Here is a 20,434-nt window from a genome sequence, read left to right on the forward strand (position 1 = left end):
TATTTGCCCACTGGAATACCGTAACATAGTTCTACTAAACAATATTCATGGAAGAAAAGAAGCTGGATATTAAATCCATTATTGGATTTGTACTGATTTTTGGGATACTCATCTACATGTTTTACCAAAATCAGCCTACGCCAGAAGAGTTGGAGGCACAAAAAGCCGAGCAGGCAAGAGTTGAGGCGGAAGAGGCCCAGGCACAAGAAGAAGCGACCAAAAAGGCTCCCGTAAAAGAAGTTAAGACCATCGACCTGAGCGATTCCACAGCGGTGGCACAATACAAAAGCACGGTAGGTGCCTTTGGATTCACCCCGACAAGGGAGGGAACCACCCTTTTGGAAAATGAAGTGCTTAAACTGGAAGTTTCCAATAAAGGCGGACAGATCGTGGAGGCCAAAATGAAGAATTTTGTCACCTACGACTCCGTTCCAGTGTATTTGGTGAAGGATGGCAATGCCAACTTTGCATTGAATTTTACTACGACCGACAATAGAGTGCTCAATACGGCAGACCTATATTTTGAGCCGTCATTGTCCCAAAGTGGGGACAATCAAGTACTTTCCATGAAGGCCAAAGTGGCCAGTAACCAATACTTAGAGTATCGGTACGAAATGAAACCCGACGAATATTTGGTGGACTTTACCGTTCGTTCCCAAGGATTGAATGGAGTTTTCAATACCAGCAAACCAGTGACCTTGGAATGGGACTTGAAAGGAATCCGACACAACAAAAGTGTCCAATACGAAAATCGATATACCCGATTGACCTATAACCACGACGATGGAAACATCAGCAAGCTGTCGGAAAGCAGCGATTTTGATGAGGAAACCGAAGTGGACGTCAAATGGTTGTCCTACCGTCAGCACTTTTTTAGTTCCATCTTGGCAACTGATAACCATTTTAAGACTGCCGATTTGACCTCTACCAATTTGGTGGAGGAAGAAAGCAAGGAGTTGCAATTTACCAAGGCTTATACCACAAGGGCTCCTTTGGAGTTCCAAGGTGGAGAGATTTCACAAAATATGTATTGGTACTACGGTCCTACGGATGTTAAGGTCTTGGATGACTACACCGATTTGGGTCTGGCGGATTCCATTCCTTTTGGATGGGGTATTTTCGGGTGGATCAACCGCTACGTATTTACACCTTTCTATACCTTTTTGAGTTCGTTCCTGCCGTATGGAATCGCCATTATTATCATGACTATTTTGGTTCGATTGGCGCTTTCGCCCGTAACCTACAAGTCCTACTTGTCGCAAGCGAAGATGAAAGTATTGAAACCGGAGATTACCGAAATCAACGAGAAGTACAAGGACAACGCCATGAAAAAACAGCAAGAGACGATGAAGCTCTACAACAAAGCTGGGGTGAGCCCCATGAGCGGTTGTGTGCCAGCTTTATTACAGTTGCCCATTTTCTACGCGCTCTTCATGTTCTTCCCCACATCGTTCGCGCTGCGCCAAAAATCGTTTTTATGGGCCGAGGATCTATCCTCTTACGATACCATTTTTGAACTGCCATTTACCATACCATTTTATGGCGATCACGTATCCCTGTTCCCGATTTTGGCTTCCGTAGCGATTTTCTTTTACATGCAGATGACCACAGGGCAGAGCATGCAAATGCAACAACAGCCCGGTATGCCGAACATGAAGTTTATTATGTACCTATCGCCCATTATGATGTTGTTCTTCTTCAACAACTACGCAAGTGGGTTGAGTTTGTACTACTTTATCTCCAACTTGATTACCATCTTTATTATGTTGGCCATCAAGAATTATATCTTGGATGAGAATAAAATCCATGCCCAGATTCAGGAGAACAAGAAAAAGCCCAAAAAGGAAAACAAGTTCCAGCGTAAAATGCGCGAAATGATGGAACAGGCCGAGGAACAAAAGAAATTAGGAAAGAGAAAATAATTTTTCTGTTGAATTTTAGGTGACCCGATTAAACCTTTGGCATCAAAAGATGTCAAAGTGGGGTTAACCATTAATTCAATATGATGAAAAATATGAGATTGGCTCTTTTGTTATTTGCGTTCCTCGCTTTGGGAACTACCGATTATGTAGAGGCCCAAGTAAGGCGAACCCCTGAAGAAAGGCGAACCGTAAGAAGAAAAGTACGTCGCCATAACCGACGTGTGGTCAGAAGGACGCTTAGACGCCTGCCTGCAAACACCAGACCTTTGGTTTTTCGAAATGTGACCTACTATCCCGTGGGCGGAATGTATTTTGTGAAACGACGGGGAGTATATGTTCGTGCCTTTCCCGCCAGGGGACTCCGTTTAAGGGCATTGCCCGTAGCTGCCGTCCGTATCGTTGTTCGAGGTGTTCCTTATCAGTACGCAGACGGTGTATTTTATTTGGAGAAACAAGGTGAGTACGAAGTGGCCGCCCCTCCTGTTGGTGCCGTGGTGAATGAACTGCCAGAAGATGCCGAGGAAATCGACTTTGATGGAGTGACCATGCACGAACTGAACCAAGCGGTCTACAAAGAAGTGGAAAATGGGTATGAGATCATCGAGGTGTTGGAAGAAGAACCTGAGGAGTAAAACAAATCCATTTACTACATAAAAAAACTCCCTCAAGAAGGTCTTGGGGGAGTTTCCATTTACAGGTTTAGTTTGGAAAGATTTGGGACTCCAAAGATGCGGCATAACCTTCACCCAAAAAATTAAAAGTTGTAAAACAGCTCCTTTTTGTGGGTAACCATTCCCTTGTTGATGTGTCATCGACGAACGGTAATATCCATTCGATAAAAAGCCCCCTCAAAACAAATTGAGGAGGCTTTTCGCACTATCTATGATTCAATTTTAATTAGTTCATTGTATCGGGAATCAATACGGTATTCACGGCATGGATGACGCCATTGCTGGCTTGTACATCCACAGCTATGATACCAATGCCTGTGTTTCCGGCTCCGTCGGTAATATCGGCAATGTTATCACCTGTTCCAGGTAGGTTAATGGTGATGTCGTCACCTTCCAAAGTAGTGGCAGTAATTCCGTCTGTCAAATCTCCTGAGCGCACATTAGCTCCTGACACTACGTGATGTTGCAATACGCTGGTCAACAAGCCACCATCGATATCTGCCAATCCATTCCACATATCGTTGCTATCCAATAGGGCTTGGAAAGCGTCGTTGGTAGGAGCAAATACAGTAAATGGTCCTGCACCGGACAAGGTGGTCACAAAGTCAGGCTGTCCTTCAGCGGTCAATGCGGCCTGCAAAGAATCGAATGTTGGGTCAGCAACTGCGAAGGTTACCACTGTTGGCAAATCGATTACAGCATCCACGGTGTGAATTACTCCGTTGCTGGCAACGATATCGGCAGTCACGACGTTGCTTATTCCGTTCAGTGTCACACCATCATCTGTATTGATGTAAAGACTTAAGTTTTCATCTGCAGCAAACTCGGCAGCTGTGTTTACATAAGAATTGGTCAAATCAACGGAGAATGCAGCGGCTCCAACAACTACGTGGTTGGACAAGATAGCATTCAAATCGTTGGAATTTGGATTGGTAAATGCACTGAAGGCATCGTTTCCAGGGGCGAATACGGTAAATAACTCTTCTTCGTTGGATAGCAAGTCCGTGAATGTGGTGTTTCCGCCATCAGTCAATGCGCCTACCAAAGAGGTAAGTCCTGGATTGGCAACGGCATGGTCAACAATATTTGGAATGTCGATTACGGCATCCACTACGTGAACAATACCGTTCAGGGCTTTAACGTCTGGTGTCACTACGGAAGATACTCCGTTAAAGGTCACACCGTCGGACGTATCGAAGAACAAACTTACCATTTGGTCTCCTGCTCCAGTTGCCATAGTGCTGGTGTAGCCAGAGCCAAGTGTGGTCAAGTCAGAGGAAGTTACCTCACCACTGATTACGTGGTTAAGTAGTACATTGGTCAGCACATCCACAGGAATATCTCCTAGGGCAGCTCCGTCAAGGAAGTTTTCAAAGGCTTCATCGGTTGGGGCCAATACGGTAAAGGGGCCATCACCCCTCAATACGGTAGGAAGATCACCATTGGCAGCGGTCAAAGCAGCAACCAAATTTTCTAGGTTTTCGTTTCCAAGGGCCAAATCGGTAATTGGAACCAAAATAACATCGGCCAAAGCGTCTAAAACAGCTTGTGGCAATAATACTTTATCTATGATATGTACAACTCCGTTGGATACCTCAATATCGGCAGTGGTCACTTCCGCAGGAGTGTCGGTGGCATCTTGAATGAAAACTCCCCCTTGTGTAGACACTTGAACAGTAGAGCCTTGCAGGGTAGTAATGGTCTGTCCATCGCTTAAATCGGTGGATAATACAGAGGCATCGGCCACTACGTGATAGGTCAAGATAACGGCAAGCAAGTCTTGCAACTGTTGTGAGTTAAAGTCATCCAAGGAATCATAGCCGTCCAATTGTGCCAATAAATCGGTAAAGGCTTGATTGGTTGGGGCAAATACGGTGAAAGGTCCTTCTCCGCTTAGGGCGGTTATCAAATCATTGTTCGCACTTTCATCCGCTTTTTGAAGAGCGGCCACAAGGGAACTCAATTCTGAAGTGGCCTGGGCCGCTTCTACAATGTTGTCACCTGTCTCTTCTGGTGGAGTGGGTCCGTTGTCGTCATCAGAGCACGAGGTGAACCCAATGAACAGTAATAATAACGTTAGTCGGGATAATTGTTTTAAAGTTTTCATGTTGTCTATAGATGTTTGTTTAACTATTTAAAGCTATAATTAAACAATCCAACAACAATATTGTTTAACATTTTTGATTAAAAATTTAACAAAATATAGATTTATTAACATTTGATAGACCATTAGGACACTTTTGGTTTAAGACATCCTTATCATATTATATAAGCATCAATTTGTATTTTTGTAGCCTTAAACCAAGTTGATGAAAAAGGTTGTAGTAGGACTTTCGGGAGGAGTTGATTCCAGCGTAGCCGCCTATTTGCTCAAAGAGCAGGGATACGAAGTAATCGGGCTTTTTATGAAGAATTGGCACGATGATTCCGTGACCATTTCCGAGGAATGCCCTTGGTTGGAGGATAGCAACGATGCGTTGATCGTAGCGGAAAAGTTGGGTATCCCTTTTCAAACCGTTGATTTGAGCGTGGAATATAAGGAGCGTATCGTGGATTATATGTTCAACGAATACGAGCGGGGACGAACGCCTAATCCCGATGTGCTATGCAATCGCGAAATCAAGTTTGATGTCTTCCTAAAAATTGCCCTGCAATTGGGGGCGGATTATGTCGCGACCGGACATTATTGTAGAAAAGGGACTATTCAAAATACCGATCGAACCGAAACATATCAACTCTTGTCAGGAAAAGACCCCAATAAAGATCAATCCTATTTCCTATGCCAACTTTCCCAAGAACAGCTTTCCAAGACCTTGTTTCCTATCGGGGAACTCTTGAAGCCTGAAGTAAGAAAGATTGCTGCGGAAAACAATTTAATTACGGCCGACAAAAAGGACTCACAGGGATTGTGCTTTATCGGAAAGGTGCATCTGCCCGAATTCCTTCAACAAAAATTAAGGCCCAAAAAAGGAGTCATTGTTGAGGTACCCAGTGATGCCCATCAATTTGCCACTGCAGTGCCCAAGTTCCAAAACGAAAGGGAACGATTGTTGTTCCAAGCCGAAAAACCCGTTTATGCCGAAACGGATGGAAAGGTCGTGGGAGAGCATCAAGGCGCACATTACTTTACCATTGGCCAACGCAAGGGCTTGAACGTGGGGGGAACAAAGGAGCCGTTATTCGTAATCGACACCGATGTGGACAAAAATATTATTTACACAGGGCAGGGCAAATCACATCCGGGTTTGCTCAGGAATACCTTGTTCATTAAAGAGGATGAGCTGCATTGGGTACGCCCCGATTTGGCCCTCGATGTAGATGGCAAAATGGAGGTGATGGCCCGCATCCGTTATCGTCAGCCGCTCCAGTCCGCAACGCTCTACAAAGTAGAGAATGGCTTGTTTGTCGATTTCAAGGAAAAACAATCTGCCATTACCGAAGGTCAGTTTGCTGCGTGGTATGTGGAGGATGAGCTGATAGGGTCCGGGGTAATTTCCTAGGGGGTAATACTGCCTAAATTTGATTATTTTGCTGAAAACTTGAAGAACCGTTTTCATGCACAACAAAATCACAGAACTTTTCGGAATCGAATATCCCATCATCCAAGCTGGGATGGTATGGGCCAGCGGTTGGCGTTTGGCCTCTGCAGTGTCCAATGCCGGAGGACTTGGTCTTTTGGGCGCAGGAAGTATGTATCCCGAAGTGTTGGAAGAGCACATCATCAAATGTAAAAAGGCAACCGACAAGCCTTTTGGGGTGAACGTGCCCATGCTCTATCCTGACATCGAAAAGTTGATGGACACTATTGTAAAGCATGAGGTGAAGATTGTATTTACTTCCGCCGGAAACCCGAAAACATGGACCTCATTTCTGCAGGAGAAGGGTATTACCGTGGTGCATGTGGTGAGTAGTGTAAAGTTTGCCCTCAAAGCACAGGAAGCAGGTGTGGATGCCGTTGTGGCCGAAGGTTTCGAAGCCGGTGGGCACAATGGGCGCGACGAAACCACCACCATGGTACTGATTCCTTCCGTAAAAGAAAAAATACATATTCCCCTCATCGCTGCTGGGGGTATTGCCACGGGACGGGCGATGTTGGCGGCAATGGTCTTGGGTGCCGATGGTGTCCAGGTGGGGAGTCGTTTTGTGGCATCGCCCGAAGCCTCTTCGCACCCTCTTTTTAAACAACGCGTGGTAGATGCCCAAGAAGGGGATACCCAATTGACCTTGAAAGAGCTTGCCCCAGTGCGTTTGCTCAAGAACAAGTTTTATAATGATGTCCAATCCGCTTATGCCAAAGGCGCAACTACCGAAGAGCTAAAAGCTTTGTTAGGTAGGGCGCGTGCCAAAAAAGGTATGTTCGAAGGGGATATGGAAGAGGGCGAACTTGAAATTGGCCAGGTATCCGGTTTGATACACAGCATTACCCCTGCGGCGGATATTGTCGCGGAACTTTTGGATGAATACCGTAAGGCCAAAGCCGAAATATGCGGCAATTGATGGCTTGGGCAAAAAGTTTCGGAAACTTTTGATATATTTAGCCCAGCGCAATGAGAACACTAATCCCCACACTACTCTTTTTTGTGCTCGCCTCGCATTGCCATGGGCAAGTGGAGCGGGACAAAGCACTCCATTTTTTGGGTGGCAACCTCTTTGGCTTGGCCGGAGCGGGAATTGCCAAACAGGCCTCCGATGGTAACCGTATCTGGACTTTTGTAGGTTCTGTAGCGGGAAGTACCTTGATAGGACTGGCCAAAGAAACCGTAGATGCCGGACAGCAAAATAATGGATGGGACAATGATGACCTGGCCGCTACCATTTTGGGCGGTGTCACCGTTGGGGTAACCATCGACCTATTTGCCAAGAAGGATGATAGAAGACGCCTACGGGGAAGGTATTCCAAGCTTGATTTGAAAAGAAAAAAACGATGGGTACAACCCCAATCCGAATTTGTGCTGTTGGAAGGCAAACTTCCCTCTTTGCAAACTTTGGGCCTCTCCAACCACGAATTTACCGCGAAACAATAGCCGATATTTTTTGACCTTTACCGCTAAAGAACCAATTGGTTGCAAAATCAATCTTTTATCTAGGCGATGGACATGGCTCTTTAAATTATTCCCCTTGACTTAATTTCCAGGTATTTATTGATGGTGTTCACGGTCAGTTCCTCGGGTTTGGTCAGAATGGTCTGGATGCCATATTTCTGCAGTTCTTTTTGCATCAACCGTTTTTCGAGGGAAAATTTTTCGGCAATGGTTTTGTGGTAAATGGCCTGAAGATTCTCTGCATCTTCCGCAATAAGGGATTCCAATTCTGTATTTTCAAAGAAAATAACTACCAGAACATGTTTTTTGGCCATGGCCAAAATGTAGGGCAGTTGGCGTTTGAGCCCAGAGATATGCTCAAAATTGGTGTACAACAACAACAGGCTTCGTTGGTTTACCTTTCGTTTGACATGCGCGTACAACAATCCAAAATCCGAATCCGAATAATCCGTAGCCACGTTATACAGACTTTCCATGATCGTATTCAGGTGGGTGATTTTTTGGACCGCGGGAACAAAGGTTTCAATGGTTTTGGAAAAGGTCAGCAATCCTGTTTTATCGTTTCGTTTGAGGGCCACATTGGAAAAGGCCAGTGCAGAATTGATAGCATAGTCCAATAGGCTCAATCCCCTAAAAGGCATTTTCATCACCCTCCCCGTATCGATAACGGAATAGATGGGTTGCGACCGCTCATCTTGGTATTGGTTTACCATCAATTGGTTTCGTTTGGCGGTGGCCTTCCAGTTGATGGTCCGCACATCGTCCCCTTTGATGTATTCCTTGATTTGCTCAAACTCTTGGGTATGGCCTATTTTTCTGATTTTTTTGAGCCCGAACTCGGTCAATCGATTGCTGGTGGCCAAGAAATCGTATTGTTGCATTTGGATGATGGAGGGATATACGGGCACCATCTGGTCCTTTTGGAACGTAAATTTCCGTTTGATGATACGCAGGGGAGAGGATGCAAATACAATCAGGTTGCCGAACACATACTCACCACGCTCCACAGGCCGTAGCGAATATTCAAATAGATAGGGCTCTCCTTTTTGTAGATCCGTATGGTGTTCAAAATCCCTTTTTTGAAATTGAACAGGTAACTCGTCTATGATGCTGACCAAGGTTCTAAAGGGAAACTGGGAACTGAGGTGTATGGATAGTTTGTTTTCGTCGCTGTTGGAAAGTTTCTTGGGCAGATTCCGATGCGCCTTGATGCCATTTTTTGTGCTATACAGCCAGTATAGGTCAAAAAAGAACAGCGCCAGCAAAAGGTAGACCAGCAGCCAAGCAACCGGATAAAGCAAAGGCACCCAAAACGAGATGACAAAGCATGCGGAGAGCATGGCAAGATACCAGAAGAAGCTATTGTGTATGTACAACGACCGAAGAAAAGCCATGCTTATCTGGGAATTTCAACGGATTCCATGATCATGGTGACCACATTTTCGGTGGTCATGCCCTCCATTTCCCGTTCCGGGGTCAAGATGACCCTATGGTTTAAAGCGGGTACCAAGGCTTTTTTTACGTCTTCGGGCATTACAAAATCACGGCCGGCGATGGCAGCAAAGGCCTTCGCTGCCGTAAGCGTTGCAATGGACGCCCTTGGTGAGGCACCTAGATACAAATGCGGATGGTTTCTTGTTCTGGTAATGATGTTCGCGATGTAATCCAATATCTTTTGCTCCACCACCACTTCATGGATATTCTTTTTGAACTCCACCAGTTTTTTTGGGGTAAGCACCGCCTTGATCTGATCTTGGGGCTTTTCCCCCTTTCGTTCGTGATGGTTTTGCAGGATGGTGATTTCTTCTTCCACTGAGGGGTAATCCACTTTGATCTTAAATAGGAAACGGTCCAGTTGCGCTTCTGGTAGGGCATAGGTGCCTTCCTGCTCAATAGGATTTTGGGTCGCCAGGACCATAAAGGGTTCGCCCATTTTGTAGGTGGTCCCATCCACAGTGGCCTGACGTTCTTCCATGGTCTCAAAAAGGGCGGCCTGTGTTTTGGCCGGAGCTCTGTTGATCTCGTCGATCAATACAATATTGGAAAAAATCGGACCTTTTTTAAATTCAAATTCGGTGGTCTTGGTATTGAACACCGAAGTTCCCAAAATATCGCTGGGCATAAGGTCGGGAGTAAATTGGATGCGGTTAAAATCCGTTTTAAGGGTCTTGGCAAACAATTTGGCTGTTACGGTTTTTGCAATTCCCGGGACTCCCTCGATTAAGGCGTGGCCATCGGAAAGTATCGAGACGATAAGGAGTTCGATAAAATCCTTTTGCCCCACGATGATAGTGGCCAGTTCTTTTTTTATGAGGTCCACGGTGTCCCGTAATTCTTCCAAGGGGACCCTGCTGTCAAAATTCAAGTCGTTATTTTCCATCAACGTTTGCTTTAAATGCTTCTATTTTTTGATTCAGATTTTTCAGTTCGGTTTCAGTGACCATTGATTTGGAACGGAGTTTATCCATCAGTTCCATCAATTTTTTAACATCCTCTAAAGATGTATTGCTCCGCATGGATACATTTTTCAAGAATGTTTCGTCCTTCAGGTCTTGGGTAGAAACATGTAGTTTGGACCTGAGATACTCCAAAAAGTAATCAATTTTATGCTTGGTGATCAAGTGTAGCTCCCCTTTTTCAAAATACATATCGGCAATGGTGCGGGTAAAGGCCAAGGTTTGGTTTTTTACCGGTGGTACAACTGGAATGGCCCGTTGCTTTCGTTTGCCTTCAAAAATGACATACACCAAGGCACCAATCAGTACCAGATAGTAGGCCCACCTAAATTCCTTGGTGTTCAGAAATAGGTACATGGGTGAAGTGTAAAAGGATTTCCCTGATTTATGGAAATTGTCCATATAAATGTTGCCTCCTCTTTCCAAATAGGATAGGAGTCCGGCGGTATAAGTTAGATGGTTATCCTTTAGGATAAAGTAATTGGTAAAGGCCTTGGGAAAGCAGGTCAGTATAATTTCTCCATTCCCAAAATCCTGTTTTATGGTATTGACGTGCTTGGAAAGCGTCTCCGTGCTATCAGTTTTGGTATATACTTCCCCAAGAACTACGGTGCGCAAGGTGTCCAATTGATCAAAGCTATTGGTGTAATAATCTCTTTTGAATTCAAATTTTTTGTTCTGGAACTTTGGGTTGGCGAGTTCCAGATAGAAAAGCGGCTCCAACGAACCCTCGTTGTACACATTGATTTGTTCCAAGTGCAATGTATCCAGCAGTTTTTGTTCAAAATACTCCGACGCCACAAAGAGTTGATTGCCCTGATCCACCCAATCCAAAATGGCGTTGAGCTCCGCTTCCTCAAAAGCAACGGTTTCATTTACGAAAAAGTAGGTGCCCTGCACCGAATCCGTACGTGTAAGAAACTCAAAGGGCGGCTTTTGGACTTGCTGGACAGCATTGGGAAAAGCTTTTTCCATCAAATCGTTCAGCACATACGTTCCATAAGGTATTTTGTGATGGGAAACATAGGAAGGGAACCAATTGATGTCCTTGGGTTTGTTGTATTCCAACAAAAATATGCCCAATAAGGTCAACAGTCCGATGATGATATAGATCCGTCCTCTTTTAGTCATGGGCAATGGCATTTTGTAAGGAGGTAAAAACGGTTTCTGCTTTTGTGTACCGGTCTTGGTCGATACTAAACTCCCCGTACCAAATGTAATCGTAAAGCACGGTTGCCCGCCCAAAATTTGCATAGTGGCCAGATTCGGTGAGTTCTGTCAAATAATCATCGTTGGTCTTTTGTTGTTGCCAATCAATAATGTCGCGCTCGGAGAGCAATTGCAGGATGTATAGGTAATGATATCGAATGGCCAATCGGTAATCTTGGTTGGCCAAGGCATTTTTGATCAGTTCCCGTATATCCTCGTTTTTGATGATATGCTCATCTTCCGATAAGGAGACTACGTTCGGGTTTTTGGTGCCCTTTCCCCAGCCCATCATGTTGGACCGTACAAAAAAGCGGATGACCAGATACAGGAAAAGGGCCAACAAAAGATAAGGGAGTATTTCGAAAAAGATAGCCAAAAAGCCTTCGGCATTGCCCACCCCAAAAATCCATTCAAAAAAGCGTCGGATCAGGTTGTAGAACCAATTGGTAAAATCGGTCCACCAATTGTTTTCCACCTCCGCTTCCTCATAATTAAAGGCACTGTCCTCTCGGTAGGATTGTAAATCATCTTGATCAATTTGAATAGTTTCAACCGCTGATGTATCGTACCTTACAATGGAATCGTTCTGGGCACAAAGAGTCCACGATAGCAATAGGCAGGATACAATCAGTGTGATGCGCATTTATTCCTCCGATGATTTTCCAAGATTTTCAATACGTTCAAACGTACCGGTAAAATTCTTTTTCTCGTTGAGGTTGAAAAATATGAGCGAAGTGGCCACCAGAAAAATAATGTTCATCAGAAACTGCACCAATGAACTGAGAATATTCAAAAACAGATAAATGGGGTCATTAAAAACATTCATGTTTTCGGCATCCATCTCCCCGGAAAACACGCCCATTTTGATCCACATATAAATGATGGAGGGCAAACTGAAAGCATAAGAAGCGATGGCTACAATGATGTATATGACAAATAGTGTGGCAAAGGTAATCCACCAATTTTCCTTGATTAGGGTAAAACTGTACTGGTAGGATTCCATCGCGTCTTTTTTAAGGAATACCAAAATGGCAAAGGAAATCGATAGTGGAACTGCCAAGTAAATCCCGGGTATAATGCAAAAGAAAATACCAACTACTACGGATAGCCCAACTAGGATGCCGAGTCCGATAAGGGACCAAAAGGAGCCATAGACCCCGCTGCGGATTTCATCGTAATCCGTTTTTCCGTTATGGTCGATATACGATTTGATGTAGTGGAGCACAGTACCTTGAGCCAAAACGTAGGCAGCTATGGAGCTAAACATCATAGCGGCCACGGCCAACAGCATTATGAAGGGCGAATAGGTGGAGATGGAAGCGTTTCCGATGTTCCCCAGATTAATAATATCTCCTACGGTGTACATATAGAACCCCATGGAAATCAGCATGGCCAAAATGTAAGGGCCCACGATTTTTAAAATAGTACCAAAAAAAGGCTTGAACTCGTTTCGGATAAAAACGAAGGAATCGGATAGGATTTCCCCCAATTCACGCTGCTTTTTAAACTCGATGAACTTATTCTCTGTCTGCATGAGTGGATTTTCTATGGATTTGGTTTGGATATATAATGTAATAATAGATAATCAATGACAACGAGCCCATTATGATGAAAATTGCCAACCAGTCCGGCATTTCGGTATGTCGGGTAACGTACCCTTCCAAAAAACCGGCAATGATAAAAAAAGGAACGGTGCTCACCATAATTTTAAGGCCATTCTTAACACCGCGTTTAAAGGATTCCAATCGGGTATAAGTGCCCGGAAATAGAATGCCATTGGCCAATACCAATCCTGCACAACCCGCAATGATGATAACGGAAATCTCAATGGTACCATGGATCCAAATCGTGCGGGCAGATTCCCAAAGCAGGCCCTTTTCATAAAAAAAGTACTGAAAACTACCCAACATAATACCATTTCGAAGCATAATGTATAGGGTGCCTACTCCCAAAAATATACCGAAGGCAAAGGCATAAATGGCCACCTTGATATTGTTAATGGTAATGCCCAAAAACATATTGAAGGCGCCTTGTTGTTTGTAAACCGCCATGGGGTCTCCCTTTTCAATATTTTCCAAGGTCATGTTCACATAGCCGTTGCCGAGAATGGACCTTACAAAATCCCCTTCGTTGGCCGAGGAAAATGCCCCAACTACCACAAAAAAGGCAAATACCAAAAATGAGACGAGCAGTTCTCGATGATGGTGCTTGAACATGATGGGGAATTCGGTTTTCCAAAAATGGACAATACGGTTTCTGGATTCCCGTTTGGTCTTGTAGATTTTCTGGTGCGCTTGGGACGCAAGTGAATTGAGATAAATTTGTGTGTTGCTGCCCGGATAAAACGTCTTTGCGTAACTCAGATGGTCCGTGATCTCAATATAAAGATCGGAAAGCTCATCGGGATGAAGTTGGCCCTTATCGATCAGGGCATTTTCAAAAGCGGCCCATTTATCCTTATTTTGCCTAATAAAAGCGGCCTCGCGCATTAAATTCGATGGTTTGTAAGTAAAGAAACTAAAATATGGAACAATTTCAAATAGAAACGGCCCAAAATATAACCATCAGCCAAAACACTTCGCATTTGGGAGAGCGCATGTTGGCGTACATCATCGATAGCTTTATTATTCTGTGCTACTCTATTTTGATCATTGTTCTTTTGGTTTCGATGGATATCGATATCGATGACCAGTGGGCCTTTTATTTGATACTTTCCCTCCCGGCTTTTTTTTACTATTTGCTGTTGGAGACTTTGATGGACGGAAAAACCATTGGAAAAGGAGCCATGAACCTCCGCGTGGTAAAGTTGGACGGTTCCAAGCCCAATTTTGGCAATTATTTTGTGCGATGGGCCCTGCGGATCATCGATGTGTCGCTCACCTCGGGGGGTGCCGCTGTACTCACTATTTTGATACGGGGCAAAGGACAGCGTATCGGAGATATTGCGGCAGGCACCACCGTGATCAGCGAGAAAAAAAGGGTGTCTCTAAGCGATACCTTGCTCAGGGAGCTGCCCGATGGCTATCAACCCACCTTCCCACAGGTAACCGTTTTTAAGGATAGCGAAATGCGGACCATCAAGGAGCTTTATGACCAAGCCAAACGTGAAGGCAATCATAATATCATCGTCTCGTTGGATGCTCGGATCAAGAAAGTCTTGGGCGTTCAAACCGCATTAAAACCGATTGAATTCGTGGATGTGATCATCAACGATTACAACTACTACACACAAAACATGTAACTATGCTCTACCTCACCATCGATATTTTGGGTACGATCGCTTTTGCTATTTCAGGCGTGTTGGTCGCTATGGAAAAGCGTTTGGACCTGTTTGGGGTGCTGATCATTGCATTTGTGACCGCGATTGGTGGTGGAACCTTGCGCGATCTTTTGATAGGCAATACTCCCGTGGGTTGGATGCACGACCTAACCTATGTGATCACCATATTTATTTCGGTGGTCTTTGCCATTATTTTTGTGAACAAGCTTAAATATTTGAGAAAATCCCTCTTCCTTTTCGATACCATAGGTATTGGACTTTACACCATGGTAGGTGTCGAAAAAGGACTTGAAGCACAGCTTTTGCCTATCATGTGCGTATTTCTGGGCACCATGACGGCCTGTTTTGGTGGGGTGATCCGAGATATCTTGTGCAACGAAATTCCAGTGATCTTCAGAAAGGAAATTTATGCCACAGCCTGTATTTTGGGCGCTTTGAGCTACTTTTTGATCGTGCAACTTCCGGTTAAGGAGGAGTTCGCCTATATCGCAGGTATTCTAATTGTCATCATCCTCAGATTGCTTGCGGTCAAATTCAAGATAAGCTTACCGAGCATCTACAAAAGGATTTAGGATTGTTTCTGCATAATCATTCCGCAAGGTTGGTTAATTCCTGCTTAGTGCAATTAACTTCCCATTAGTCATTATTACCATTTCGTTAGTCGCGATCATTGATGTATACCGCTACTTTGGCTCCCGAGCAAATTTAGTAACAACCATGGGAGTGCGATGTAGGTATCCGTGCCCCACAACCAATCAAAAGTCAGGTATGAAAACTTCACGATCATTAATCATTTTTTGTTTAGGGGTGATTTCATTTGTTGGAATCCAAACAATAAAAGCGCAAGGCTGTGTGGCCATCCGCCATTTTTCCTCCTGTGTGGGAAACACCTTGGAAAACAATCTCTTGGGGCCCGGGGATATCCAAATTGGTAGCAATTATCGCTATTTCAAGTCTTTTCGCCATTTTAGGGGTACCGAAGAGGAGCCGGACAGGGTCTCCAATGAGACCGAAGTCATCAACCACTCCCATTCGTGGGATTTCTTTTTAACCTATGGCATCTCCAATAGATGGTATGCGAGCATAACCATTCCAACCGTCATCAATACGCGTTCTTCGCTTTACGAGCATGGTAGGAACGAGCGAAATACCACTTTTTCAAGAGGTCTTGCGGATATCAGGGTAGGTGTGGGCTACTGGCTTTTCGATTTGGAAAAACACCAAAATGGCAACGTTGCCGTTGGACTTGGGGTTAAACTGCCAACAGGCAGTTATAATGCTTCGGATATATTTTACAATGTTGGACCAGAGGGTGGTCCCCAAGTTAGGCCAGTGGACCAAAGTATCCAACCCGGCGATGGCGGATTTGGGATTACCTTGGATTTTCAGTTTTACCAAAAGATTGCCGAACGTTTTTTTGCCTATGGCGGTGGTTTTTATTTGATCAACCCACGGGAGACGAATGGAACCCGGACCTTTCGGGAAACCTTGAGCCCGATTCTACAAAATGAAGCCATCATGGCCGTTCCGGATCAGTTTTCCGTTAGGGGAGGATTTAGTCATGCGCTGAGCAATACCATATCGGCCTCCTTGGGCGCACGTTATGAAGGTGTTCCGGTGAAAGATTTGATTGGGGGAAATCAAGGTTTTCGACGACCTGGAAATGTACTTTCCGTTGATCCAGGAATCGCGTTCATGAAGGGTAATTTTGCCCTCAACCTGAATGTTCCTTTCGCTGTGAGACGTGAGCGTCCGCAGAGTGTCACCGATTTGGAGACGCAACAAATGACAGGGGAGCCGAGAATGGGCGATGCCGCCTTTGCCGATTATTTGATCAACGTAGGGGTTTCCTATCGTTTTGCGAGCAACAAGGTGAAAGTTGATCCCGAACTCATGAACGAATTCAATAACTAAAAAAAACTATATGGGAGATATTGTCAAAAAGCGATTGTTGTCAATTTCTATGGGTATCGTATATCTCTGGTTCGGGGCATTAAAATTTGTCCCGAGCCTGAGTCCTGCCGAAGAATTGGCAAAAAATACCATCCACCAGCTCACCCTGGGCCTTATTCCCGATAGGGTTTCTCTTTTTGTGTTGGCAACCTGGGAAGTAGGCGTGGGATTATTATTGTTGTTCGGGCTATGGAAACGACAAGCTGTATTCTTGGCACTAGCCCATATGGTCTGTACCTTTTCGCCCCTTATCTTTTTTCCCGATGATGTATTTGGGGAAGCACCTTTGTCCTTGACCTTGGTGGGTCAGTACATCATGAAGAACTTGATTATTGTAGCGGTACTTTTTTCGATTTATGAAAGAAGGCCCATTAAAGAAACATCAGTCCCAAAGACCATGGAACCCAAGCCAGTGTTGTTCTTGTATGTACTGGCGCTCAAGAATAGATTCAAAAAAGGCTAAAATGGGGATTGTTGGGTAGGGTGTACCTATAGAACCTCTGCTTTCAAGATATAGACGTTCTTGAATGGCCAGTCTCCATCACCTACGGGAACGTTGTTAATGGCATCTACCACATCCATTCCGTCAATCACCCTTCCAAATGGCGTGTAAGATCCGTCCAAATGGTAAGACCCCGGGTCGGTCACTACGATAAAAAACTCATAGGGAGAGGCCAATTTATGCGGGTTGTCACGTTCACTGCTGGGCATGGAGATAGTGCCTCGGTGGTGTTTATGCCCCTTCTTTGCATCTGGAGGCAATAAATAGCGACCTATTTTTCCTCTTTTCCGGGCCGTTCTTTTGTCATCGGAATTACCTCCTTGAATAATGAAATCTTTAACTACCCGATGGAATTGGGTGCTGTCAAAATATTTTTGTCTCGCCAAATAAATGAAGTTGGCCTTGTGGTAGGGCACATCATCATAGAGTTGCACGGTAAAGCTCCCCATGGTGGTAGTAATCTTTACCTTATCCTTTTTTAGCTTTTTGGAGTAATCAAAAAAGAAGTCGATGGCATTTTCCTCGGTCAACTGAAAGGGTTCCTCTTCTTCTTCCTCTTCAATAGAGGTCGTATCTATCTGAGTTTTGGTGACCGTGTCGGATTTTGCGATATTTACCCCAACTTTTTCCTTGTCCTTTTTAGGGGATTCTCCGCAGGAAACGATTAGAAAAAGAAATAGGATTGCAGGTAAAGCCGATTGTCTCAACAGCATGGATTTTAATGAATTTTGTCAAAGTGCCCTAAAATTAAAAAATCTCCCACTTCCAGGGGAGCAATCGCACCATAAAATGTCCCCGGAGCTTCGAATCGAATGGTTGAAGAAGAATCGATGGGAGGACATGAACCCCAAACGGGCTGGGGTAATGGCCTTGTTTTATCCTGATGTAGAGCGGCAGACACGTTTATTGTTGATTCTTCGTAAGGTGTATCAGGGCGTCCATTCCAATCAGATAGGCTTTCCGGGCGGGAAGGTGGAACGGATAGACAAAGATCTGATGGATACCGCACTCCGGGAAACCCATGAGGAAGTAGGGGTGCCACCAAGCGATGTTGAGGTGATCAAAGAGCTTAGTGAGGTGTATATCCCGCCCAGTAATTTTTTGGTGAGGCCGTTTATGGGGATTTACCATAATCCCCAACCCTTCGTTAAAGAAGAGGCAGAGGTGGAGCGTTTGGTAGAGGTATATCTCAGGGATTTTCTGGACGATGCCAACCATATTCAAGAAATTTTGAGTACTTCCTATGCCAAAAACATCAACGTACCTGCCTTTAAATTAAATGGTTATACGGTTTGGGGCGCCACAGCTATGATGTTGAGCGAGATCAAGGAACTTTTGCGGCAAGTCCTTTAATGGCGATTTCGTAAATTTGCGGTTACAATCAACACAAAATATGGGTCTGTTCAAGAAAAATCCTTTTGGTCATATTTTATTTTTAAAGAGATGGCTAATTCGAATAGCCGGTATGATGACGCACCAGCGCTATAAAGGATTCAATACCTTGGAAATCGAGGGGTCCCAAATTATTCGCGACCTCCCGGAGAACAATGTTCTTTTTGTAAGCAATCACCAAACCTACTTCGCCGATGTGGTGGCCATGTTCCATGTTTTTAATGCCAGTTTGAGCGGTAGGGAGGACAACATCAAAAATTTGGGCTATTTATGGAACCCCAAACTGAACATTTATTATGTTGCAGCCAAGGAGACCATGAAAAAGAGCTTGTTGACGAAGATTCTAGCCTATGCAGGCTCCATTAGTATAGAGCGGACCTGGAGGGCTGATGGACAAAACGTGAACCGACAAGTAAAGTTCAGTGATATTTCCAATATTGGAAAGGCGCTCAACGATGGCTGGGTAATCACCTTTCCACAGGGAACCACTACGCCATGGAAACCGCTTCGAAAGGGAACAGCTCACATCATCAAAAAGTATAAACCAGTAGTTGTACCTGTAGTTATCGATGGTTTCCGCCGGTCGTTCGATAAAAAAGGTCTTCGGGTCAAAAAGAAAGGGATTCTCCAATCCATGCACATCAAGGAACCTTTGGATATCGATTACGATAATGAGTCCATCGAAGCTATTTTGGAAAAGTTAGAATACGCCATTGAGCAACATCCTTCCTTTTTAAAGGTAATCCCACAGGCAGAATTGTTGGCCTATGAAGAGGAAAATCAAAAAAGGCGATACAGCTACAAGGGCAAAATTGACGGTTAGACTTCCAGACGTTTAAGTTCGTTGTAGTTTTTTCTCAGCTTTTTCAGCAAAATTCCATACAGTAATTTGTAGAACAGCCAGATGATGAAGAGCCCCACAGCCGTAAGGGCAATGGAAGTAATAATGATCAATGCCCAAAACTCGGTGCTGTCTCCATCCTGTGCCGCAGCCTGGACGATTTCTTGACCCTCTGGAGTGTACAGCAGGACACCGTATCCGTAGATAATGGCACTTACCGTAAAAATGATGAGGTTAAACCATACGTATTGGGTCACCGTGCGTTTTACCTTTAAAATGGTCCGCATCATGACCCTGGATGAATCCGTAAAGGAAATTTTTCGGTAATTGGTATAAAACTTATAGATAAAGTAAAGGATGATGGCGTAGTTGAAGACATTTAGCAGCATGACCACTTTGTAGATGTGCATGTCTTTCAATTCCTGCATGGTCTCTGGGCCGCTGAAAATAATATTGATGCCCGCCCAGAACACAAATTCTATGATACTGATATAAAAAATCCACTTTACTATGGATGATGATTTTTTCTTCATCATCGGGTAAATCTGCTCATAAGACAACTTGGGAAGGTCTGCCTCCCGCTTCTGCCAATCCTTTTTCAAGAGCTCCAGTTCATCCAACATAATCACGGATTTAGAATTGTTTTTAATTTTGTTTTCACTCTGCTCATCTTCACTCTCGCATTCACTTCTGTTATACCCAAGGTTTCGGCTATTTCGGAATAGTCTTTGTCCTCCAGATAGAGAAACACCAATGCTTTATCGATGTCGCCAAGCTGTTTAATGGCATCGTACATGAGTTTTAATTGGCGTTCCTCCGTATCGTCGTACTCTTTGGCCTTGATTTTGTAGAGTACCGAATCAAAATCCTGGGTCTTTACCCTTTTTTTGGATTTCCGGTACAGGGTGATGGCCGTGTTCAATGCAACACGGTACATCCATGTACTGAACTTGGCATCGCCCCGAAACTTTGGGTACGCCTTCCATAACTGTATGGTGATCTCTTGGAACAAATCGTTATGTGAATCCTTGTCATTGGTATACAGACTGCACACCTTATGGACAATGTTCTGATTGTCCTCAAGTTCCGTCACAAAACGATGTTCCAGTTCCTTGTTCACTAAACGGTTGGTGAGTTTGCTTTACTGATTAGTATGTCTAACTGTT

Annotated in this window: 21 protein-coding genes; 11 read left to right on the forward strand and 10 right to left on the reverse strand. The window is 44.3% G+C overall.

Features of this window, described 5'->3' with window-relative positions:
- Nucleotides 1-47: 47 nt before the first annotated feature.
- Both yidC and RBB12_RS10875 read left to right on the forward strand, forming a co-directional pair.
- Nucleotides 48-1,922, forward strand: coding sequence for a membrane protein insertase YidC (gene yidC, locus RBB12_RS10870; RefSeq protein WP_293290072.1), 1,875 nt, complete (start codon nt 48-50; stop codon nt 1,920-1,922).
- Nucleotides 1,923-2,005: 83 nt separating this feature from the next.
- Nucleotides 2,006-2,554 carry a DUF6515 family protein gene (locus RBB12_RS10875; protein WP_306014406.1) on the forward strand — a complete coding sequence of 183 codons (549 nt, stop codon included), beginning with the start codon at nt 2,006-2,008 and terminating at the stop codon, nt 2,552-2,554.
- Between the two features lie 265 nt (nt 2,555-2,819).
- Here RBB12_RS10875 and RBB12_RS10880 read toward each other — a convergent pair whose 3' ends face one another.
- Nucleotides 2,820-4,700, reverse strand: a complete 1,881-nt coding sequence (locus RBB12_RS10880; RefSeq protein WP_306014405.1) for a fasciclin domain-containing protein — start codon at nt 4,698-4,700, stop codon at nt 2,820-2,822.
- A 202-nt stretch (nt 4,701-4,902) separates the two neighbouring features.
- Here RBB12_RS10880 and mnmA point away from each other — a divergent pair, with 202 nt between their 5' ends.
- Genes mnmA through RBB12_RS10895 form a run of 3 tightly spaced genes read left to right on the forward strand, consistent with a single transcriptional unit; the run spans nt 4,903 to nt 7,617 of the window.
- A complete protein-coding gene (gene mnmA, locus RBB12_RS10885) occupies nt 4,903-6,093 on the forward strand; it encodes a tRNA 2-thiouridine(34) synthase MnmA (RefSeq protein ID WP_306014404.1) in 1,191 nt (396 codons plus the stop codon).
- Between the two features lie 55 nt (nt 6,094-6,148).
- A complete protein-coding gene (locus RBB12_RS10890) occupies nt 6,149-7,090 on the forward strand; it encodes an NAD(P)H-dependent flavin oxidoreductase (protein ID WP_306014403.1) in 942 nt (313 codons plus the stop codon).
- 50 nt (nt 7,091-7,140) lie between these two features.
- Nucleotides 7,141-7,617: a hypothetical protein gene (locus RBB12_RS10895; RefSeq protein ID WP_179385471.1), complete on the forward strand. Its 477-nt coding sequence runs from the start codon at nt 7,141-7,143 to the stop codon at nt 7,615-7,617.
- Nucleotides 7,618-7,697: 80 nt separating this feature from the next.
- Here RBB12_RS10895 and RBB12_RS10900 read toward each other — a convergent pair whose 3' ends face one another.
- Genes RBB12_RS10900 through RBB12_RS10925 form a run of 6 tightly spaced genes read right to left on the reverse strand, consistent with a single transcriptional unit; the run spans nt 7,698 to nt 13,789 of the window.
- On the reverse strand, nt 7,698-9,029 hold the full coding sequence (locus RBB12_RS10900; protein WP_306014402.1) for a DUF58 domain-containing protein: 1,332 nt from the start codon (nt 9,027-9,029) through the stop codon (nt 7,698-7,700).
- Nucleotides 9,030-9,031: 2 nt separating this feature from the next.
- Nucleotides 9,032-10,015, reverse strand: coding sequence for an AAA family ATPase (locus RBB12_RS10905; protein ID WP_293285084.1), 984 nt, complete (start codon nt 10,013-10,015; stop codon nt 9,032-9,034).
- Nucleotides 10,005-11,222, reverse strand: a complete 1,218-nt coding sequence (locus RBB12_RS10910) for a DUF4350 domain-containing protein (protein ID WP_306014400.1) — start codon at nt 11,220-11,222, stop codon at nt 10,005-10,007. The genes RBB12_RS10905 and RBB12_RS10910 overlap by 11 nt, the downstream gene beginning before the upstream one ends.
- Nucleotides 11,215-11,943, reverse strand: coding sequence for a DUF4129 domain-containing protein (locus RBB12_RS10915; protein ID WP_306014399.1), 729 nt, complete (start codon nt 11,941-11,943; stop codon nt 11,215-11,217). Before RBB12_RS10915 ends, RBB12_RS10910 begins: the two co-directional genes overlap by 8 nt.
- Nucleotides 11,944-12,834: a hypothetical protein gene (locus RBB12_RS10920; protein WP_306014397.1), complete on the reverse strand. Its 891-nt coding sequence runs from the start codon at nt 12,832-12,834 to the stop codon at nt 11,944-11,946.
- Complete coding sequence (locus tag RBB12_RS10925) at nt 12,818-13,789, reverse strand: stage II sporulation protein M (protein ID WP_306014396.1); 972 nt, start codon at nt 13,787-13,789, stop codon at nt 12,818-12,820. The genes RBB12_RS10920 and RBB12_RS10925 overlap by 17 nt, the downstream gene beginning before the upstream one ends.
- Before the next feature lie 35 nt (nt 13,790-13,824).
- On the opposite strand from RBB12_RS10925, the gene RBB12_RS10930 reads away from it, so the two are divergent.
- The 4 genes from RBB12_RS10930 (at nt 13,825) to RBB12_RS10945 (ending at nt 16,996) form a co-directional block, all read left to right on the forward strand.
- Nucleotides 13,825-14,541, forward strand: coding sequence for an RDD family protein (locus RBB12_RS10930; RefSeq protein ID WP_293285092.1), 717 nt, complete (start codon nt 13,825-13,827; stop codon nt 14,539-14,541).
- Between the two features lie 2 nt (nt 14,542-14,543).
- Complete coding sequence (locus RBB12_RS10935) at nt 14,544-15,152, forward strand: trimeric intracellular cation channel family protein (protein WP_293285093.1); 609 nt, start codon at nt 14,544-14,546, stop codon at nt 15,150-15,152.
- A gap of 196 nt (nt 15,153-15,348) precedes the next feature.
- Complete coding sequence (locus tag RBB12_RS10940) at nt 15,349-16,494, forward strand: hypothetical protein (RefSeq protein WP_306014395.1); 1,146 nt, start codon at nt 15,349-15,351, stop codon at nt 16,492-16,494.
- Nucleotides 16,495-16,504: 10 nt separating this feature from the next.
- Nucleotides 16,505-16,996, forward strand: a complete 492-nt coding sequence (locus RBB12_RS10945; protein WP_306014394.1) for a hypothetical protein — start codon at nt 16,505-16,507, stop codon at nt 16,994-16,996.
- Between the two features lie 26 nt (nt 16,997-17,022).
- Here the strand turns inward: RBB12_RS10945 and RBB12_RS10950 are convergent, their stop codons facing one another.
- Nucleotides 17,023-17,748, reverse strand: coding sequence for a peptidylprolyl isomerase (locus RBB12_RS10950; RefSeq protein ID WP_306014392.1), 726 nt, complete (start codon nt 17,746-17,748; stop codon nt 17,023-17,025).
- On the opposite strand from RBB12_RS10950, the gene RBB12_RS10955 reads away from it, so the two are divergent.
- Complete coding sequence (locus RBB12_RS10955) at nt 17,747-18,388, forward strand: NUDIX hydrolase (protein WP_306014391.1); 642 nt, start codon at nt 17,747-17,749, stop codon at nt 18,386-18,388. The two genes, RBB12_RS10950 and RBB12_RS10955, sit on opposite strands and share 2 nt — an antisense overlap.
- 40 nt (nt 18,389-18,428) lie before the next feature.
- A complete protein-coding gene (locus tag RBB12_RS10960) occupies nt 18,429-19,250 on the forward strand; it encodes a 1-acyl-sn-glycerol-3-phosphate acyltransferase (protein ID WP_293285099.1) in 822 nt (273 codons plus the stop codon).
- On the opposite strand, the gene RBB12_RS10965 is transcribed toward RBB12_RS10960, so the two are convergent.
- Nucleotides 19,247-19,891, reverse strand: a complete 645-nt coding sequence (locus tag RBB12_RS10965; RefSeq protein WP_179385457.1) for a hypothetical protein — start codon at nt 19,889-19,891, stop codon at nt 19,247-19,249. The genes RBB12_RS10960 and RBB12_RS10965 overlap by 4 nt on opposite strands.
- 2 nt (nt 19,892-19,893) lie before the next feature.
- Nucleotides 19,894-20,388: an RNA polymerase sigma factor gene (locus RBB12_RS10970; RefSeq protein WP_293285103.1), complete on the reverse strand. Its 495-nt coding sequence runs from the start codon at nt 20,386-20,388 to the stop codon at nt 19,894-19,896.
- Nucleotides 20,389-20,434: the final 46 nt, after the last annotated feature.

The sequence above is a fragment of the Allomuricauda sp. MMSF_3307 genome (assembly GCF_030733585.1).
GTDB lineage: Bacteria > Bacteroidota > Bacteroidia > Flavobacteriales > Flavobacteriaceae > Flagellimonas.

Coding starts and splice junctions, on each gene's coding strand:
- yidC (WP_293290072.1), top strand. CDS start 48: ATGGAAGAAAAGAAGCTGGATATTAAATCCATTATTGGATTTGTACTG.
- RBB12_RS10875 (WP_306014406.1), top strand. CDS start 2,006: ATGAAAAATATGAGATTGGCTCTTTTGTTATTTGCGTTCCTCGCTTTG.
- RBB12_RS10880 (WP_306014405.1), bottom strand. CDS start 4,700: ATGAAAACTTTAAAACAATTATCCCGACTAACGTTATTATTACTGTTC.
- mnmA (WP_306014404.1), top strand. CDS start 4,903: ATGAAAAAGGTTGTAGTAGGACTTTCGGGAGGAGTTGATTCCAGCGTA.
- RBB12_RS10890 (WP_306014403.1), top strand. CDS start 6,149: ATGCACAACAAAATCACAGAACTTTTCGGAATCGAATATCCCATCATC.
- RBB12_RS10895 (WP_179385471.1), top strand. CDS start 7,141: ATGAGAACACTAATCCCCACACTACTCTTTTTTGTGCTCGCCTCGCAT.
- RBB12_RS10900 (WP_306014402.1), bottom strand. CDS start 9,029: ATGGCTTTTCTTCGGTCGTTGTACATACACAATAGCTTCTTCTGGTAT.
- RBB12_RS10905 (WP_293285084.1), bottom strand. CDS start 10,015: ATGGAAAATAACGACTTGAATTTTGACAGCAGGGTCCCCTTGGAAGAA.
- RBB12_RS10910 (WP_306014400.1), bottom strand. CDS start 11,222: ATGACTAAAAGAGGACGGATCTATATCATCATCGGACTGTTGACCTTA.
- RBB12_RS10915 (WP_306014399.1), bottom strand. CDS start 11,943: ATGCGCATCACACTGATTGTATCCTGCCTATTGCTATCGTGGACTCTT.
- RBB12_RS10920 (WP_306014397.1), bottom strand. CDS start 12,834: ATGCAGACAGAGAATAAGTTCATCGAGTTTAAAAAGCAGCGTGAATTG.
- RBB12_RS10925 (WP_306014396.1), bottom strand. CDS start 13,789: ATGCGCGAGGCCGCTTTTATTAGGCAAAATAAGGATAAATGGGCCGCT.
- RBB12_RS10930 (WP_293285092.1), top strand. CDS start 13,825: ATGGAACAATTTCAAATAGAAACGGCCCAAAATATAACCATCAGCCAA.
- RBB12_RS10935 (WP_293285093.1), top strand. CDS start 14,544: ATGCTCTACCTCACCATCGATATTTTGGGTACGATCGCTTTTGCTATT.
- RBB12_RS10940 (WP_306014395.1), top strand. CDS start 15,349: ATGAAAACTTCACGATCATTAATCATTTTTTGTTTAGGGGTGATTTCA.
- RBB12_RS10945 (WP_306014394.1), top strand. CDS start 16,505: ATGGGAGATATTGTCAAAAAGCGATTGTTGTCAATTTCTATGGGTATC.
- RBB12_RS10955 (WP_306014391.1), top strand. CDS start 17,747: ATGGATTTTAATGAATTTTGTCAAAGTGCCCTAAAATTAAAAAATCTC.
- RBB12_RS10950 (WP_306014392.1), bottom strand. CDS start 17,748: ATGCTGTTGAGACAATCGGCTTTACCTGCAATCCTATTTCTTTTTCTA.
- RBB12_RS10960 (WP_293285099.1), top strand. CDS start 18,429: ATGGGTCTGTTCAAGAAAAATCCTTTTGGTCATATTTTATTTTTAAAG.
- RBB12_RS10965 (WP_179385457.1), bottom strand. CDS start 19,891: ATGTTGGATGAACTGGAGCTCTTGAAAAAGGATTGGCAGAAGCGGGAG.